This window comes from Enterococcus sp. DIV1368f, from assembly GCF_051712245.1.
Lineage (GTDB): Bacteria > Bacillota > Bacilli > Lactobacillales > Enterococcaceae > Enterococcus > Enterococcus faecalis.
This window is the reverse complement of the sequence record NZ_JBIOON010000001.1, coordinates 1,015,279-1,031,284: the sequence shown is the minus strand read 5'-3', so window position 1 is coordinate 1,031,284 and position 16,006 is coordinate 1,015,279. Positions and strand designations below refer to the sequence as shown.

Here is a 16,006-nt window from a genome sequence, read left to right as displayed (position 1 = left end):
CTCTTCTCTTTTAATCTATTTTACCTGAGAAATTCCTTTAGAACAAGTCAGAAACCAAGCGTTTTTCTCTACATTTCACGTTTATCTATGCTACTATTAACGTTGGAAATATAATTAAGTTTGAAAGGGAGTTTTTAACTATGAAAATGGCTCATACATGTGTGCGTGTAAAAGATTTAGAGGCATCATTAGATTTCTATCAAAAAGCCTTCAATTTTGAAGAAAGTCGCCGTCGTGATTTTCCAGAAAATAAATTTACTTTGGTTTATCTAACTTTACCAGGAGACGACTACGAACTAGAACTAACTTATAATTATGATCATGAAGCATACGATTTAGGAAACGGTTATGGTCATATCGCCATCAGTACAGATGATTTAGAAGGATTACACGAAAAACATCAAGCGGCTGGCTTAACTGTCACTGACTTAAAAGGCTTGCCAGGAACTGCACCATCTTATTACTTTGTTGTCGACCCAGATGGTTATAAAATCGAAGTTATTCGTGAACGTTAAAAAGTTTCACTTGTTCACTTACTGAGCTTTTTGTGTTTGAGAGCTGTCCGAGACAAAACTTGTCTCGACTTCTTCTCAAACACTTTTTTCAAAAAAAGTGCTACAATAGAACGTATGAATTTATTGAGGATGTGATGTTATTATGACAAAAAAAATTATTGGAATCGCTGGCAATCAACTTTTGCAGGCAGCTGAAGTGTTTCACGGTAACCAAGTGACTTACACCCCACAAGGTTTTGTCAGCGCTGTTCAAGCTGCAGGTGGCGTTCCTCTCGTTTTGCCAATTGGCCCCAAAGAATTAGCCGCTACGTATATACAACAAATTGATAAACTACTTTTAGCAGGCGGTCAAGATGTTGCCCCTGAATTTTACGGACAAGAACCCCATATAAAATTAGAAGAAACGAATCGTGATCGTGACGAGTTTGAGTTAGCCCTAATTGAAGAAGCCTTAAAACAAAACAAACCTATTTTTGCGGTTTGTCGTGGAATGCAATTAGTCAATGTTGCTTTAGGTGGCACATTATATCAAGATTTATCGATATATCCTCAATGGTCAGTTAAGCACGGACAACAACCCACTCAACCAATCTTTGCGACGCATCGTATTGATGTTGAACCAGACAGTCAATTATCAAACATATATGGTACAACTGGTCAAGTCAACTCGTACCATCACCAAGCACTACATACTTTAGGAAAAGATTTACGCGTTACTGCTTGGTCCTCTGATGGCCTTGCAGAAGCAGTGGAATCAACAAATGAACAGCAGCCTTTATTAGCTGTTCAATGGCATCCTGAACTAATGTACGCACGTGATGCCAAATCCCAAGCACTCTTTAACTACTTTGTTCAAAAATTATAGTAAAAACGGAGGGACGTCTTTCGCCCCTCCGTTTTTACTTGCTATCATACTTAAAAATCAAAATTATCTGGATCTGCACCAAAACGATGATCCTTATTTAACTGATTAATTGCGGTTATTTCTTCTGGTGTTAATTCAAAATCAAAGACAGCAAAATTTTCCTGAATTCTTTTTTCGTGAACAGATTTAGGAATCACGATAATATCATTTTGTAAGTGCCAACGAATAATCACTTGGGCTGCTGATTTGCCATATTTTTCACCAATTTTCACTAGTACTGGCTCAGATAATAAATTACCTTGTCCTAGAGGAGACCAAGCCTCCACGGCAATCTTATTTTCGGCTAAATATTTTCGTAGCGGTTCTTGTGTTAACGTAGGATGTAATTCAATTTGATCCACCATTGGCACAACATTTGCTTCTGTTAATAAATCTTCCAAATGATGTTGATGAAAATTGGAAACACCAATTGCTTTGGCACGACCACTTGCGTAAATTTCTTCTAATGCTTTCCATGATTCTTTATATTTACCAGCAACAGGCCAGTGAATTAAATATAAATCAACATAGTCTAGCCCTAATTTTTCTAAGCTTTTATCAAATGCTTTAATCGCATTTTCATAGCCTTGATCTTCATTCCATAATTTCGTCGTCACGAAAATTTCTTCGCGGGGAATACCCGATTGACGAATGCCTTCGCCCACCCCTACTTCGTTTTTATAAACGGCTGCCGTATCAATCAAGCGATAACCCGCTTCTAAAGCCCATTTTACTGAATTTGTTGCTTCTGAGCCATCTTCTACACGCCAAACACCTAAACCTAGGCGTGGCATTTCATTGCCGTTTGCTAATTTTTTTGTTTTATCCAAAGTCATGTGTTTCTTCAGTCCCTTCATTTTCATTACTTTTAGTATACTACGCATTCTTCTTTCACGAAACAATCACGACTCGTCAGGTCATTTTCTTTATTTTTAATAAATAACGACGCCGATAGGTCAGCACTCCGATTAGTGCCACAACTACAATTGTTCGACCGCTAACGCTTCCAATCCACAGTTTAACTGCAAGTAACCAGATACAAAAGAGATAAACACAGGACCAATTAAAGGAAACTTTCAATGTACATGATTCCGCAATTTCGATTATCTGACTACTAAAAAAACGACTCCCTAATCGTAAAGCGACTGGATTATGGAAGATGAATGTTCGTCGCTTGTCAGCCGTCAAGCGAGTAGCACATCGTTCATCAATAAAAATTGTTACAGGTAATTTAGAAAGTAAATCATTTTTTGCCCATTCAATTGAAACTTTCACGCAGCACTCACAACCTTTAACAAAATTATAAAATATATTATTTATTTACAAAATTATAACATTCCTAAAAAAACATGTTAAGTCTTTAAAAAAACTTTCTATTTTCTTCCCCTTTCGCCGAGAGATTTAGTATACTAAAAGAAGAAATTTTAGAGAAAGTTGGATTTTTATGTTGATACTTGGGTTAGCCAGTACTGAAACAGTCGATTCTTCTGCTCCTGATTTAGCAGAAGCGACCGTAAAAAAAGTGAGCGCGCTACAACGCTTTTGGAACAATATTAATTGGGATGCCATTGTCGCTACCTTAATTGAAAAAAGTTTATCAATTTTATTTTTAATTTTTCTATTTTTTATTATTCAGCGAATCGGGAAATATTTAATTGATCGCACCTATGCAAATTATAGTAAAAAGCAACATTTTAGTGAAAGCCGTTTAAAAACGTTACACACTTTAATCATTAATGCATTTCAATATACGCTGTTCTTTTTCTTCATCTATTCTCTTTTGACCATTGTCGGTGTGCCTGTTGGCTCATTATTAGCCGGAGCGGGAATTGCCGGTGTTGCCATTGGTTTAGGGGCTCAAGGATTCATGAATGACTTAATTACCGGATTTTTCATTATTTTAGAACAACAAATGGATGTAGGCGATTATATTCGCTTATTGGCGTTAAATATTGAAGGAACAGTTACTTCTGTCGGATTACGAACCACTCAAATTAAAGCGGTTGATGGAACTGTTCATTTTATTCCAAACCGAAACATCACTACAATCAGTAACCTGTCTCGTGCCAATATGCAAGTGTTAATTGATGTCCGCATCAATCCTGAAGAAGGTTATGAAAAAATTTGTGAAGTGATTACAGAAGTCAATGAAACATTAAAAGAAAAGTATATCGAAAGTATTCAAACTGGGCCAGATATTTTTGGTATGGTCGATTTAGGCAATGGCAACTTTGCGGTGCGAACGACCATGTATGTACTAAACGGCAAACAATTTGCGGTCAAAGAAGAATTTCTAGCTCAATATATCAAAGCATTAACAGAGGCCGGCTTTACGATTCCCAATACGCCCATTATTGCAAAATAAAAAACAGCCACCAGATACTTATTAGTTATCTGGTGGCTGTTTTTCTAATTGTCCAATGATTTTAAAAACCCACTAACTGCCTCCACTCCAAACAATAACGCCTCTTCGTTCGGTTCAAACTTAGCAGAATGAAGGCTGTAGGGACTTGCCACGCCTAACCAAAACATCGTGCCTGGGACTTTAGACAATAGATAGCCAAAATCTTCACCTGTCATTGCAACCGGCGCTTGTTGAAATTGAACTGTTGCTTGTTTGCTCATGTATTCAATAAAATTCGTGGTACATGCTGGCTCATTCACTACAGGTAAATACCCTTTCTGATCAAGATGAACAGTTACTTCACATTGAAAAGATTGCGCAATACCTTCACTAATTTCGCGAATTCTTCGCTGCGTTTGTTCATTAGTTTCTGCTGTCAATGTGCGAATTGTACCAGATAAAGTTGCTTCTTCGGCAATCACATTGCAGGCAGTCCCTGCATGAAAAGTCCCAAAGGTAACGACTGCCCCAACCACAGGATCAACATTTCGACTAACAATCGTTTGCGCTTGCTGAATTAAATTGGTGGCCGCCAAGACCATATCATTTGCTTGATGCGGAAAAGCCGCATGTCCACCTTTCCCTTTTAAGGTAATGTTCACTTCACAGGTAGCAGCAAACAACGTCCCTACTCTGGTACTAATAGTTCCGACTGGCAAATCAGGATTAACATGAAGCGCATAAAATTCATCAGGTAACCACTCACCAAACGCGTGATCTTCATACATCAACATCCCCCCTGCTTCATTTTCTTCAGCAGGTTGAAATAAAAATAAAAAGTTATTGTCTGGTTGCTGTTGACTTAATTCTTTCAAAACCCCTAAACCGATTGTCATGTGAAAATCGTGCCCACAGGCATGCATAAACCCTGGTCGTTTTGATTGAAAAGCAGAAACCACTTCCTCTTGAATAGGCAAACCATCAATATCAGCACGCCAACCGATGGTTTTCTGAGGATTTTTGCCTTCTATGAAGACTAAAATCCCCGTTTGCCATGTTCGAACTTGCAGATAAGGTTGCTTCATTTTATTAATTTCATTAAGTAAAAAGGCTTGTGTTTCCTTTTCTTCTAAACCGATTTCAGGTATTTGATGTAGTTGCCGTCTAATCGCAATTAATTCTTCTTGCTCCACAAAAGCCACTCCTTCATTTTTGGGTAATCGAAAGCCGCCATGAAGAAGTTTCTTCATCGCGACTGACTAATTTATTTTTAGAGTTTACGTAATTCTTCTAAAATCTCTGTTTTACTCTTGGTTTTATCATCAATTTGTTTAATTACTTTTGCTGGCACGCCTGCGACAACGGTATGCGCTGGAACGTCTTCCACAACTACTGCCCCAGCAGCCACAACGGCACCTTCACCAACACGAACCCCTTCTAGTACGACCGCATTCGCTCCAATGACAACCTCGTTTTCAATAACCACAGGTGCGGCACTTGGTGGTTCAATGACACCAGCTAAAACCGTTCCTGCGCCAATATGACAATGCTTCCCTACAGTTGCACGACCGCCTAAAACAGCGCCCATATCAATCATAGTCCCTGCACCAACGACGGCGCCAATATTTAGAATAGCCCCCATCATAATCACCGCTTGATCGCCAATTTCAACTTTTTCGCGAATCAAAGCACCTGGTTCAATCCGAGCATTAATGTCTTTCAGATCAAGAAAAGGAATTGCTGAGTTACGTGCATCGTTTTCTACAACATAATCCTCAATTTTTTCTTTGTTTGCTTCTAAAAAAGGTTTTACGTCAGCCCAATCTCCAAACAATGTCCCAGTTTTACAATTATTAAAGACCTTAATTGTTTCCGGAAACGTGACTTCTTTTAATTGCCCTTTCAGTGTTACTTTAACAGGCGTTTGCTTTTTGGCATCGCCAATATACTGAATAATCTCATATGCGTCCAATCACAGCACTCCTTTACTTCGTGTTATCATACAGAATAACGCATTTATGAGAAAAAAGTAAAGAGTTTCTTGCGTTTTATTTAAATTACTTTCATTTCTTCTTCTGATTTAGGCAGAACAAGATGATGTTTTTCTAACTCATGCGCCATATGATTGACCGCTTTTAAAATTTCTTTGCGTGTAATGATACCTTTAAAGCGTTGATTATCATCAACCACTGGTAAAAAAGAAGCATCTACTAATAAATGTAACACTTCTTCTAAATCCCACGATTCACCAATTACAGGAACATTGACTTCCATTACATCGGCCACAGTAAATTCATTCAATTTTTCAAAATCCACTGAAGTCAAATCAAACATTTTATCTACAACGTCTGTCAAGCCGATTAAGCCAACAAAGCGATCTCCCTTATCTAACACAGGAATCTTGGAATAGCGAACTTGCGATAAGACTAATGCCGCGTGACTTAAAGGGTTTAAACACATTACATTGGCGACATTTTCGGCAGGTACTAAAAACGTTTCTTGTTTTTCTAATAATAATTCTTTTACAGCAGTCCCTATCATGATTGGGTTGCCTCCATTTCTAATTCTTTAACACGTAACTTATTGTACCTAATTCTGCGGAAAAAGTCTTGGAATTCGCAAATTCTTCATAACTTAACAAACGAAAATTAACGTTTTGTTCTATTCTCCCCAAAAAAAGAGAACGCTTTCTTAAAAAAATAAAAACCAATTAATCAGTCAATTATCCTTCTTTTTCACACGTTTCATCACAGCCATCACTGACCATAATAAGCGGAAATCCCATGTTTTCTAAAATAGTGTTTATCCAATAAAAAATGATCAATTGGTTCAACAGCTGGATTAATTATTTCCGTCAAACGTGCCATTGAACAGATTTCATCTAAAATCAAGCTGTTTTCAACTGCTTTTTCCGGAGTCATTCCCCAAGTAAATGGGCCATGTCCATAAACTAGCACTCCTGGAACTGCTAAAGGATCTAGTTCTTGTTCATGAAATGTTTCAACAATGACTTTGCCAGTCTCTTCTTCATAGTTTTCTTTAATTTCACTTTCAGAGAGCGCTCTTGTGCAAGGTACAGCGCCATAAAAAGCATCCGCATGGGTGGTACCGTAAGGAGGTAAGGCTCGCCCTGCTTGAGCCCATGTAACACTATTCAGGGAGTGCGTGTGCACAATCGCTCCAATTTCTGGCATTTTTTGATAAAGATAAAGATGCGTGGGTAAATCAGAAGACGGCTTTAATGCATTGGTTTCCAATAGTTGTCCCTTTAAATCAGTCACTACCATCTGTTCCTTGGTCATTTCTTGATATTTGACGCCGCTTGGTTTAATTACGATAATCCCTAATGACCGATTGATTTCACTAACATTGCCCCACGTTAATTTGACTAAGCCCAGTTTTGGCAAAGCCAGATTCGCTTCATAAACACGTTGTTTCATTGCTTGGATGATCGCTTTATTGTTCATAATAACCCACCTCTGCTAATTTGGGATAGAGATACTGCTGCGCGGCTTGAATTTTTTCTTGAAAATTCAAATCCGTTTCATTCCACATTTCAATTAAAAAAGGACCACTATAGTTTAACCGATTGAGTGTTTTCAATAAGCCTGTAAAATCAACACAGCCTTCTCCAAAAGTAACTTCCCGAAACTTCCCTTCAAATGTGTCTGTTACAGCGAAGGTATCTTTTAAGTGAATAGCAGCGATTTCAGCAATTCCCTTTTCAAGCTCAACCGCCGGATTATTTTCCGGCCAAGCAGACAAATTACCTAAATCAGGATAGACATGCAAAAAAGGAGACGGAATTTGTTCCTTAATTTCTAGAAATTTTTGTATGCTATTCATAAAAGGGTCATCCATAATCTCAACAGCCAGAATGACACCGTATTGTGCAGCTTCCTCAACGCCCTTTTTCAGACCTTGAAGAAAAAATTCCCTTGTTTCGGCAGTTTTTTCTTCGTAAAAGACGTCATAGCCAGCTATTTGAATTACCCGTATGTTTAATTGATGAGCCAAACGAATCGCTTGAGATAAAATTTTCCGCCCTTTTTCACGTGTTTCTTTATTTAAAGAGCCTAAAGGGAACCGCCGATGACCACTTAAACACAAAGAATGGATAAAAAAATCTTCTTTCACCATTAATTGAAAAAGTTCTTGTAACTGGCTTGGTGTCCAAGCCAATCGTGCTAATCGTTCATCGGATTCATCAATTGACATTTCTAAAAAATCAAACCCTAACTTTTTGGCCCATGTTAATCGTTCTGCCCAAGTTAAATTTTGCGGGAGTGCTTTTTCATATAGTCCAATTCGTGCCATTTTATCACTTCCAAATCTGATCGATTTTTTTTTGAAAATCTTTGGCTGCTTGTTCAGGATTTTTTGATTCAGTAATCCCACGGCCCGCAATAAATGTTGCAACTGCCATTGTTTGAAACAATTCAAGCGTTTCGACAGTTAAACCACCTGTGACGGACACTTCAAAGCCTAAGTCAATTAGTTCTTGAACTTTATTCAAATCTTTCTCTCCCCAGCTGCCGCCAGCTAAAAGAGCATCTCTACTTTGATGATAAATCACCTGATTAATCCCTAATTCTCGCCATTGTCGGGCTTGTTGCATTGTCCAATTTCCATATAGTTCTACTTGTAATTCTCGGACTTCTTTTTGAGCTGCAGCCATCGTTGGTAAGGTGGCGCAACAAATGACCGTCATGAAATCAGCGCCTGCTTGTGCGACATTACGAGCAACTGTACCGCCCGCATCAGCACATTTTGTATCAGCAACAATTGTTTTATTAGGAAACATGCGTTTTAAACAACGAATTGCTTTTTGGCCTTCTTGTAAACACAAAATAGTGCCAACTTCGATAATATCGACAATTTCTCCGACTTTCATACAATCTGCTAAAGCGTCTTCTAAGCTATTATGATCTAAAGCGATTTGTAAGTTTGGTCTTTTCATCTTTCCCATCCTTTTATTCAGATTTTTGATAACGATCTGAAGCCATATATTTTTCTTGAATTTCTTTTGCAGACATTACATTTTTAATGCCAATCACTGTGACTCCACGTTTTTCTGCTTGCTGAAACATTTGTAAAAAATTGACTGGAGTAAAAACAACGTCGTATTGGCTAGCAGAGCTTTTTCCTTCTGAAATGGCGCAATGATGAATTTTTGTAATCGGTACACCTAATTCTTTCATTGCTTTTTCAACACTCCGCATCATCATTAGACTCGTGCCAGAACCATTGGCACAGGAAACAAGTATTCTCATTTTAAATTCCTCCTTTAATTCTCTTGAAATTTTTTAGCATATTGTTCATAATCATTGACAATCATAAAGTAACCTTCTGGATTTCTCCGATACTGAAGTTGCGGAATTATTAGTAACCCAATCACCACCACTGCTACGCCAACATAGCCTAGAACTTTCATAATGATTGTAAATAACGGCCAAGCTGTTGCCCAATCGAACATGCCCAAATAACCGCCATATTGAGATAATCCAATCCATGTAGCAAATAAAGCTGAGCCACCTACTTGGATTAAACCTGAAAGGAATGGGAATAAACAAGCAGCTTTTACTCCGCCACGATTATTTGCATAAACAGCTATGACAGCGTTATCAAAAAACAATGGGATAAAACCCGCAATAACGATTGTCGGAGACTTTAATAGAATCAGTAAGCCAATCATTAAAAACTGGCCTAATGCGCCAAAGAGGAACCCAATTGTTACTGCGTTGGGCGAACCAAACCCGAAAGTCGCTGCTACGTCAATCCCAGGAACAGCGCCTGGTAAAATGGTATTTGAAATCCCTTGGAATGACTGCGTCAACTCGTCAACAAAGGTTCTAACGCCTAATTGTAAGATAGCTAAATAGACAGCAAAATTTAATGAAGTGGTCATGATATAAAAGAAGAAACTCTGCCCTTCTTGCATAAATTTAGCTTGAATTAAATAATCTTGTCCCAAAACAAGCAAGATAATGCCAAAGAAAAAGAGCATCAAAATGGACGTAGCAACCATATTTTCATTAAAAATGGATAGAAATCCTGGTAATTCGATATCTTCCAATTTTTTATCGACCTTCTCTGAACGATGTTTTTTTTGATCACGTTTTTTCAACCATTCTGCTAATTTTGCAAAAATAAATATGCCAAACATTTGTTGATGGGATACCGCAAAACCAGCACCTTCTGTTAGTTCCTGCGTAATCCCTACCGTTAAATTTGAAGCAACTGCCCAATAACACCCGAGAATTAAGCCCATAAAAATTAGTACTTCGATTCTACCTAAGTTAGGAAAACAAAAGAGTAAAATCCAGAAAGCGGTAGCTGCTTGTTGAATCTGAACATTCCCTGTTGTAAAAACGGCTCTCAATTTTGTATATTTTTGAAAACGAACCAACAAAATATTCATAATAAATGCGATCAATAACAAAATCATCACATCACCAAAGGTTCGTCCAAAGGTTTTCATCAATCCTGCATCGACTGCATTTTGCCCGAAATATGGATCGGTAACCATCGCCTGTAAATTAAATCGCTCTTTCAAGCCTACTAGAATAGGGCGAAAATTATTAACCAAACCACCAGAACCAACACTCAAAATAAAATAACCAACTGTTGCTTTCAGAAAACCTGCTAAGCATTCATAAAAGGGCCTCCGTAACAAGAGATAACCTAATAACACGATGAAACCAATCAAATATGCTGGCTGTGTTAAAACGTTCGTAGCAAAATAAGTCCAACTATTTAACAAGAACTCCCCCATTGATTTTTCCCCCTATAATTGATATTTCTCCATAACTTCTTTAAAATCCATTGGCGTGTTTGTTTCTAACAAGTCAGCAATCACGCCATCCGTCATCAATAAATCCATCAATTGCTGGATATTTTCAAGATGTTCGGCGGGATTTTGGGCTGCCAATGTAAAAAATAATGTTGCTGTTTTTGCTTCTTGATCGCCAGTAAAAGTGACTGCTTGCTTAAATTTTGTAAAAGAAATGGCCGTTCCAAAAACACCTGCGCTTTCCTCTGATGAATGTGGCATGGCTACTTCAGGAGCAATGATGATATAAGGTCCAAACGTTTCGACACACTGAATAATCTCATCGACATAACTCTGATCGATGATGTGTTTTTGGAGTAAAATCAAACAACTTTCCTGAATCGCCTCTTGCCAACTAACCGGTTCTTTATCAGGGTAATGAATAAGCTCTTGCTCCCAAAAATAAGTTAACATTGTACATCCAGCCTTTCTTACAAGAATGAAGGAAATGGTGTATCATTTTCTTTAACAAAAACATCATCAAAGCCACGATCAAAGTTAAATTCTAAGTTGTCTTTGTCATCTGGATAAACAAATTTGCCACCCACTTGCCAAATATATGGTTTAAATTGATAATGTAAACGATCTTTTTTAAATTTCCAAATTTCCATGATTTCTTTTGGATCCGCCATAAAATTAGACCAAATATCATAATGAACGGGAATGACTACTTTCGCATTTAAAGATTCGGCCATTCTCAACATATCAACAGAAGTTATTTTATCTGTGATACCGCGAGGATTTTCGCCATATGCTCCTAAGCAAACATCAATTGCATATTGATTACCATGTTTCGCAAACAAGTTAGAATAATGAGAGTCTCCGGCGTGATATACCGTACCACCTGAGGTTTCAAATAGATAATTGACAGCTAGTTCATTCATGTCCTGAGGCATTTTACCTTTAAATGTATTTTCAGGATCATCAGAAGTAATTAGCGCGGTTCGATCAAAAGCTTCCAAGGCCACTACATTCACATCATTCACTTTTATTTCTTGACCAGGCTCTATAACCCGTGTTTTTTCTGCCGGAACACCCCAACGCTGCCATGTTTTCACTACTTCTTTTGGACCAATAAATAGAGCCTTAGGACAATTTTGATGAACAGCAGCAGCTGTGTGAATATCCAAATGGTCTGAATGAATATGTGTGACAACTAAAGCATCTACCTCTTTTATTTCAAAAGGATCAATCACAAAAGGTTGTGTTCTTAAATTAGGTTGCATTTTTTGGCAACCACTCATGCGCATCATTTGATGGCCATTTTTCATTAAGCCGTTCCCGTGCATTTGTTTTCCTGTTCCACACCATAAATCACATAAAATATTCGTGTTCTCATGCGTTTTCAGCCAAATGCCTGTACAACCAAGCCACCAGAGTGCAACCGTTCCTTGAAGCACATTTGTCTGATTAATTTCTTCGTTTAAATAAGTGCCCCATTCTGGAAATGTCGCCTTCAACCAACTTTCTTTTGTAATTTCATGAATCGATTTGCTCATGCTACCACTCCTCTTCTCAAATGATTGTGTTATGCTTTATAAGAAAATCATAGCCGCAAAAAATCACAATGAAAACCCTTTTATATGATTGTTTGCACTTTTAATGATTCTTTTACGTGTTTTGTTTTCCTATGAGTTATACTATTTCATGGGAGACCGTGTCCAAAGAAATAACTAAAGGAGGTTGTATTACTTGAAAAGTTCATTAGAAACCATTGAAAAAAGGCAACAAAATATTCTCGCGCTGCTGCAAAAAAACAAACAAATGACTACCTATAAATTAGCAGATGTTTTAAATGTTTCCTTAAGCACAATTCGTCGTGATTTAAATGTCTTAGAAACTAAGAATGACATCATTCGAAAATATGGGTATTGTATTTACAACGACCAAAATCAGAAAGACTTTGATCAATCAGGACCGGAGTTATTAAAACAAGCCATTGCTCGTGTTGCTTGTAGCTATCTAAGTGATTATGATACCGTTTTCATTAATTCAAGTTCCACTGCTTTGAATATTCTCCATTATTTAAAGGCCGACCATCTGACCATCGTAACGAATAATTTAAAAATTGCCACCAAGCCTCATGTTTCTCAATACAATTATATTTTGACCGGAGGCGAATTACGTTTTCCCAAAGAAGTTCTGGTAGGAGATATTGCCATTAACACAATCACCGCAACGCATGCCGATGTTTGCGTAATTGGCTGTAGCGGGGTCAGTTTAGAACATGGCGTCACTACAAAAATTTTCAATGAAGCAAAAATTAATGAGCTTATGATAAAACAAACAACAAAAGTAAAAATTCTGGTCGCGGACCATCGAAAAATCGGCTTGACATCTAAATTTAAAATTGCTGATATTACCGCTTTTGATTGTTTGATTACAGACAAACATTGCTCATCAACTTTAATTACAGAACTTCGTAAGACCGGCTTAAAGGTTATCCAAGTCGACTAAAAAAAGAGCGTAGGACAAAAATCTCTTTTGGATTTTTGTCCTACGCTCAAAATCTGATAAATAAAAAAGTAGCACTTATTTCTTAACATTCACTTACTTCGTAAACGTTGCCTTTAATCGTTCCAACGGTTGGTGCTCTTTGTTATAATACTGAACGAGATATTGTTCAGGTGTACTTTCAATTATGGCATATGTTTTCTCTTGAACTGGTCCACGAGGTAAACGAATACTTCCCGGATTAACAAAGAGAATGTTATTGTGTCGCTCTGCACCGAGTACATGAGTGTGACCAAATAAGGCAATTGTCGCTCCTGCTTCTTCCGCTTGTAAAGCAAGTGTCGTGAGACCCATTCTAACATTGGCCAAATGCCCATGTGTCATATAAATAACTTGATCCCCCACTTTTTTAGTCACAGTTTTGGGAAATTCATCATAAAAATCACAATTTCCTTGCACTACAATGAATTTTTGCCAAAGTTCATCTGTCGGTTCTAATTCAGAATCACCACAGTGAAAGAGTGCATCGACTTGTCCTTCATAATGATTCACTAAGTCAACCAAACAGTTGCGATCGCCATGGTTATCGCTTACTACCAAGATTTTCATACGTTTCAACTCCTATTTTTTTAGCCATTCTTCCCATTGTTCTTTTAATTTTGCCACTGCTTGTCCACGATGACTGACTTTATTTTTCTCTTCTCCAGACAATTCAGCTGCCGTCTTACCAAACTCTGGAACATAGAAAAGTGAATCGTACCCAAAGCCTCCTTCACCACGAGGAATCGTACCGACTTCTCCTGGCCATTCAGCTTCGACCACCAGACTTTCTTTCTTTGGTTCAGCAAAAACCAATGTACAATGGAAACGCGCTTGTCTTTTTTCTTTTGGCACGCCCGTTAACTCGTGCAATAGTTTCGCATTATTTGAAGCATCGTTAGTTGGTTCACCAGCAAAACGAGCAGAATAGATTCCTGGCATTCCCCCTAACGCATCAACAATTAATCCTGAATCATCTGCTAATACTGGTTTCTGTAAAATTTCTGCAATTGTTTCAGCTTTTAGACGAGCATTTTCTTCAAATGTTCGACCAGTTTCTTCTACATCTGGCAAATTCGGATAATCTAATAACGTCTTAACTGTATATCCTTTTTCACCAAAAATTGAACTAAACTCTTTCGCTTTACCAGGATTTCTAGTCGCAATGACAATCACTTTCTCTTCTGAATCTTGCGAAGGGACTTCTTCAGAGGCTAAAGCATAAAGCGCTTCTTTCTGATACGCAATTAATTCCTCAATCCCTGTTTTTCCATAAAAGAGCATGGCATTTAACTCATCTCCTGAGAAGGTAGCTTCTTCACCCGTTCCTTGAATTTCCACAAATTCACCAGACTCGGTCATCACGATGTTCATATCCACTGCAGCATTCGAGTCCTCTGCGTAATCTAAGTCCAGCACACAATAACCATCGGGTAAAATACCCACGCTGACAGCAGCTAAATGCTCTTTAATTGGGTCTTCCGCTAGCGCACCAGTCATCAATAAATGATTGACTGCTAAGCGTAGAGCAACAAAAGCGCCTGTAATACTAGCTGTACGGGTTCCCCCATCTGCTTGAATCACATCACAATCGACAACAATGCTCCGTTCCCCTAACTTTTCTAAGTCAACAACAGCTCGCAATGACCGCCCAATCAAACGTTGAATCTCCATTGTTCGCCCTGTTAATTTTCCTTTCGCACTTTCCCGAATATTTCTTGTGTTCGTCGCGCGAGGGAGCATGCTATATTCAGCTGCTACCCAACCTGTTCCCCCGCCTCGTAAAAATGGGGGAACCTTTTCTTCGACAGTGGCTGAGCAAATTACTTTTGTATCGCCAAACGAAATAACCACCGAACCTTCTGGATGTTTAAAAACATTGGTTTCAATAGTGATCTTTCGCAATTCTTTTGGTGCACGACTATCATGTCTAATCATTTTCGTTTCCTCCTAAGTGAATCTGTTGTGCTTTTAAGTTCTCTATACCAAGCCAACTGCTTGCAATCTCTTCAAACATTTTTGCAGAACCAGTTGTATAAAATTCATGGGGCTGTGTAGGCGCTTCAGGCGTATGTGCAATGTCAAAATAATCGAGAAGCATGCTAACTTCGCCAACTGTTTCGGCTCCTGAGTCAATTAATGTCACATGACTTCCCATCACATTTTGAATCACCGGACGTAACAACGGGTAATGGGTACAACCTAAAATCAACGTATCAAGTCCTTTTAATTGTAATGCTTGAAGTGTTTCTGCCACAATTTTTTTTGCTACGGAAGAACGATATTGATTACTTTCAACAATGGGGACAAATTTAGGGCAAGCTAAACTAGTCACCTCAATTGCTGGTGCCTTACTCTTAATGGCGATTTCATAGGAAGCACTTTTGATTGTCCCTAAGGTACCTATGACACCAATTTTGTTATTTTTTGTGACTTTAACGGCTGCTCGTGCGCCAGGTAAAATAACACCAACAACTGGAATTGGCAAGGCAGCTTTAATTTCTTCTAATGCGACAGCCGTCGCGGTATTACATGCGATTACTAGCATTTTTATTCGTTTTTTCAATAAAAAATCGGCCATTTCCCAAGTAAACTGAACGACTTGTTCGGCTGGTCGTGGACCATATGGGCAACGGGCTGTATCTCCTAAATAAATTAATCGTTCATTTGGTAATTGCTTTAGCGCTTCCTTTAAAACAGTTAATCCACCAACGCCAGAATCAATTAATCCAATGGCTTCTTGATTGCTCATTCTCATCCTACCTTTGCCTTTTATTCACTGCCTTTATTTTCTACTTTTTAAGGACTATTGTCAATTTTTCCTGTTTTGCTCTCATTTATTTTTTTTTTGAAGGAAATCTTTTTCGATTAAAAAACTAGTAATTCATTTTTTTGTATGTTATAATTCCTAACATTAA

19 protein-coding genes are annotated in these 16,006 nt (G+C 38.0%); 4 read left to right on the top strand and 15 right to left on the bottom strand.

Annotated features, from left to right (window positions below):
- Positions 1 to 140: 140 nt before the first annotated feature.
- Together gloA and IGL07_RS05305 are read left to right on the top strand one after the other, a co-directional pair.
- On the top strand, positions 141 to 515 hold the full coding sequence (gene gloA / locus IGL07_RS05310) for a lactoylglutathione lyase (protein ID WP_002358003.1): 375 nt from the start codon (positions 141 to 143) through the stop codon (positions 513 to 515).
- Positions 516 to 657: 142 nt separating this feature from the next.
- A complete protein-coding gene (locus IGL07_RS05305) occupies positions 658 to 1,380 on the top strand; it encodes a gamma-glutamyl-gamma-aminobutyrate hydrolase family protein (protein ID WP_010817178.1) in 723 nt (240 codons plus the stop codon).
- A 50-nt stretch (positions 1,381 to 1,430) separates the two neighbouring features.
- Here IGL07_RS05305 and IGL07_RS05300 read toward each other — a convergent pair whose 3' ends face one another.
- Together IGL07_RS05300 and IGL07_RS05295 are read right to left on the bottom strand one after the other, a co-directional pair.
- Positions 1,431 to 2,303: an aldo/keto reductase gene (locus IGL07_RS05300; RefSeq protein ID WP_002393437.1), complete on the bottom strand. Its 873-nt coding sequence runs from the start codon at positions 2,301 to 2,303 to the stop codon at positions 1,431 to 1,433.
- 28 nt (positions 2,304 to 2,331) lie between these two features.
- Positions 2,332 to 2,694: a hypothetical protein gene (locus tag IGL07_RS05295; protein ID WP_181039071.1), complete on the bottom strand. Its 363-nt coding sequence runs from the start codon at positions 2,692 to 2,694 to the stop codon at positions 2,332 to 2,334.
- A gap of 169 nt (positions 2,695 to 2,863) precedes the next feature.
- On the opposite strand from IGL07_RS05295, the gene IGL07_RS05290 reads away from it, so the two are divergent.
- Positions 2,864 to 3,784 (top strand): mechanosensitive ion channel family protein, encoded by a 921-nt coding sequence (locus IGL07_RS05290; protein WP_002382128.1) that lies wholly within the window; start codon positions 2,864 to 2,866, stop codon positions 3,782 to 3,784.
- A gap of 44 nt (positions 3,785 to 3,828) precedes the next feature.
- On the opposite strand, the gene IGL07_RS05285 is transcribed toward IGL07_RS05290, so the two are convergent.
- The 10 genes from IGL07_RS05285 to ulaG all read right to left on the bottom strand — a co-directional run bounded on the left by IGL07_RS05285 (position 3,829) and on the right by ulaG (position 12,094).
- Entirely contained in the window at positions 3,829 to 4,956 is a 1,128-nt protein-coding gene (locus IGL07_RS05285) for an N-acetyldiaminopimelate deacetylase (RefSeq protein ID WP_010817177.1), read from the bottom strand.
- Positions 4,957 to 5,033: 77 nt separating this feature from the next.
- On the bottom strand, positions 5,034 to 5,735 hold the full coding sequence (dapD, locus tag IGL07_RS05280; RefSeq protein WP_002358012.1) for a 2,3,4,5-tetrahydropyridine-2,6-dicarboxylate N-acetyltransferase: 702 nt from the start codon (positions 5,733 to 5,735) through the stop codon (positions 5,034 to 5,036).
- A gap of 80 nt (positions 5,736 to 5,815) precedes the next feature.
- Positions 5,816 to 6,304 carry a cyclic-di-AMP-binding protein CbpB gene (gene cbpB / locus IGL07_RS05275; protein WP_002358013.1) on the bottom strand — a complete coding sequence of 163 codons (489 nt, stop codon included), beginning with the start codon at positions 6,302 to 6,304 and terminating at the stop codon, positions 5,816 to 5,818.
- A 215-nt stretch (positions 6,305 to 6,519) separates the two neighbouring features.
- Entirely contained in the window at positions 6,520 to 7,230 is a 711-nt protein-coding gene (locus IGL07_RS05270; RefSeq protein WP_010817176.1) for an L-ribulose-5-phosphate 4-epimerase, read from the bottom strand.
- Complete coding sequence (locus IGL07_RS05265; RefSeq protein ID WP_010817175.1) at positions 7,220 to 8,080, bottom strand: L-ribulose-5-phosphate 3-epimerase; 861 nt, start codon at positions 8,078 to 8,080, stop codon at positions 7,220 to 7,222. The genes IGL07_RS05270 and IGL07_RS05265 overlap by 11 nt, the downstream gene beginning before the upstream one ends.
- A gap of 4 nt (positions 8,081 to 8,084) precedes the next feature.
- Positions 8,085 to 8,723 carry a 3-keto-L-gulonate-6-phosphate decarboxylase UlaD gene (locus IGL07_RS05260; RefSeq protein ID WP_002381985.1) on the bottom strand — a complete coding sequence of 213 codons (639 nt, stop codon included), beginning with the start codon at positions 8,721 to 8,723 and terminating at the stop codon, positions 8,085 to 8,087.
- A 13-nt stretch (positions 8,724 to 8,736) separates the two neighbouring features.
- A complete protein-coding gene (locus IGL07_RS05255; protein WP_002358018.1) occupies positions 8,737 to 9,036 on the bottom strand; it encodes a PTS sugar transporter subunit IIB in 300 nt (99 codons plus the stop codon).
- A 14-nt stretch (positions 9,037 to 9,050) separates the two neighbouring features.
- Complete coding sequence (locus tag IGL07_RS05250; protein ID WP_010817174.1) at positions 9,051 to 10,538, bottom strand: PTS ascorbate transporter subunit IIC; 1,488 nt, start codon at positions 10,536 to 10,538, stop codon at positions 9,051 to 9,053.
- A gap of 12 nt (positions 10,539 to 10,550) precedes the next feature.
- On the bottom strand, positions 10,551 to 11,009 hold the full coding sequence (locus tag IGL07_RS05245; protein ID WP_002360581.1) for a PTS sugar transporter subunit IIA: 459 nt from the start codon (positions 11,007 to 11,009) through the stop codon (positions 10,551 to 10,553).
- 17 nt (positions 11,010 to 11,026) lie between these two features.
- Positions 11,027 to 12,094 (bottom strand): L-ascorbate 6-phosphate lactonase, encoded by a 1,068-nt coding sequence (gene ulaG, locus IGL07_RS05240; protein WP_010817173.1) that lies wholly within the window; start codon positions 12,092 to 12,094, stop codon positions 11,027 to 11,029.
- 193 nt (positions 12,095 to 12,287) lie between these two features.
- Here ulaG and IGL07_RS05235 point away from each other — a divergent pair, with 193 nt between their 5' ends.
- Positions 12,288 to 13,052, top strand: a complete 765-nt coding sequence (locus IGL07_RS05235) for a DeoR/GlpR family DNA-binding transcription regulator (RefSeq protein ID WP_002381990.1) — start codon at positions 12,288 to 12,290, stop codon at positions 13,050 to 13,052.
- Between the two features lie 93 nt (positions 13,053 to 13,145).
- Here IGL07_RS05235 and IGL07_RS05230 read toward each other — a convergent pair whose 3' ends face one another.
- Genes IGL07_RS05230 through racE form a run of 3 tightly spaced genes read right to left on the bottom strand, consistent with a single transcriptional unit; the run spans position 13,146 to position 15,846 of the window.
- Complete coding sequence (locus IGL07_RS05230) at positions 13,146 to 13,658, bottom strand: metallophosphoesterase (RefSeq protein ID WP_010817172.1); 513 nt, start codon at positions 13,656 to 13,658, stop codon at positions 13,146 to 13,148.
- A gap of 12 nt (positions 13,659 to 13,670) precedes the next feature.
- A complete protein-coding gene (gene rph / locus IGL07_RS05225; RefSeq protein WP_010817171.1) occupies positions 13,671 to 15,026 on the bottom strand; it encodes a ribonuclease PH in 1,356 nt (451 codons plus the stop codon).
- Positions 15,019 to 15,846 (bottom strand): glutamate racemase, encoded by an 828-nt coding sequence (racE, locus tag IGL07_RS05220; protein ID WP_002358027.1) that lies wholly within the window; start codon positions 15,844 to 15,846, stop codon positions 15,019 to 15,021. The genes rph and racE overlap by 8 nt, the downstream gene beginning before the upstream one ends.
- Between the last annotated feature and the right edge of the window lie 160 nt (positions 15,847 to 16,006).

Bases quoted from the DNA above. Each gene is read 5' to 3' on its own strand.
- gloA (WP_002358003.1), top strand. From the start codon at position 141: ATGAAAATGGCTCATACATGTGTGCGTGTAAAAGATTTAGAGGCATCA.
- IGL07_RS05305 (WP_010817178.1), top strand. From the start codon at position 658: ATGACAAAAAAAATTATTGGAATCGCTGGCAATCAACTTTTGCAGGCA.
- IGL07_RS05300 (WP_002393437.1), bottom strand. From the start codon at position 2,303: ATGCGTAGTATACTAAAAGTAATGAAAATGAAGGGACTGAAGAAACAC.
- IGL07_RS05290 (WP_002382128.1), top strand. From the start codon at position 2,864: ATGTTGATACTTGGGTTAGCCAGTACTGAAACAGTCGATTCTTCTGCT.
- cbpB (WP_002358013.1), bottom strand. From the start codon at position 6,304: ATGATAGGGACTGCTGTAAAAGAATTATTATTAGAAAAACAAGAAACG.
- IGL07_RS05270 (WP_010817176.1), bottom strand. From the start codon at position 7,230: ATGAACAATAAAGCGATCATCCAAGCAATGAAACAACGTGTTTATGAA.
- IGL07_RS05265 (WP_010817175.1), bottom strand. From the start codon at position 8,080: ATGGCACGAATTGGACTATATGAAAAAGCACTCCCGCAAAATTTAACT.
- IGL07_RS05260 (WP_002381985.1), bottom strand. From the start codon at position 8,723: ATGAAAAGACCAAACTTACAAATCGCTTTAGATCATAATAGCTTAGAA.
- IGL07_RS05255 (WP_002358018.1), bottom strand. From the start codon at position 9,036: ATGAGAATACTTGTTTCCTGTGCCAATGGTTCTGGCACGAGTCTAATG.
- IGL07_RS05250 (WP_010817174.1), bottom strand. From the start codon at position 10,538: ATGGGGGAGTTCTTGTTAAATAGTTGGACTTATTTTGCTACGAACGTT.
- IGL07_RS05245 (WP_002360581.1), bottom strand. From the start codon at position 11,009: ATGTTAACTTATTTTTGGGAGCAAGAGCTTATTCATTACCCTGATAAA.
- ulaG (WP_010817173.1), bottom strand. From the start codon at position 12,094: ATGAGCAAATCGATTCATGAAATTACAAAAGAAAGTTGGTTGAAGGCG.
- IGL07_RS05230 (WP_010817172.1), bottom strand. From the start codon at position 13,658: ATGAAAATCTTGGTAGTAAGCGATAACCATGGCGATCGCAACTGTTTG.
- rph (WP_010817171.1), bottom strand. From the start codon at position 15,026: ATGATTAGACATGATAGTCGTGCACCAAAAGAATTGCGAAAGATCACT.
- racE (WP_002358027.1), bottom strand. From the start codon at position 15,846: ATGAGAATGAGCAATCAAGAAGCCATTGGATTAATTGATTCTGGCGTT.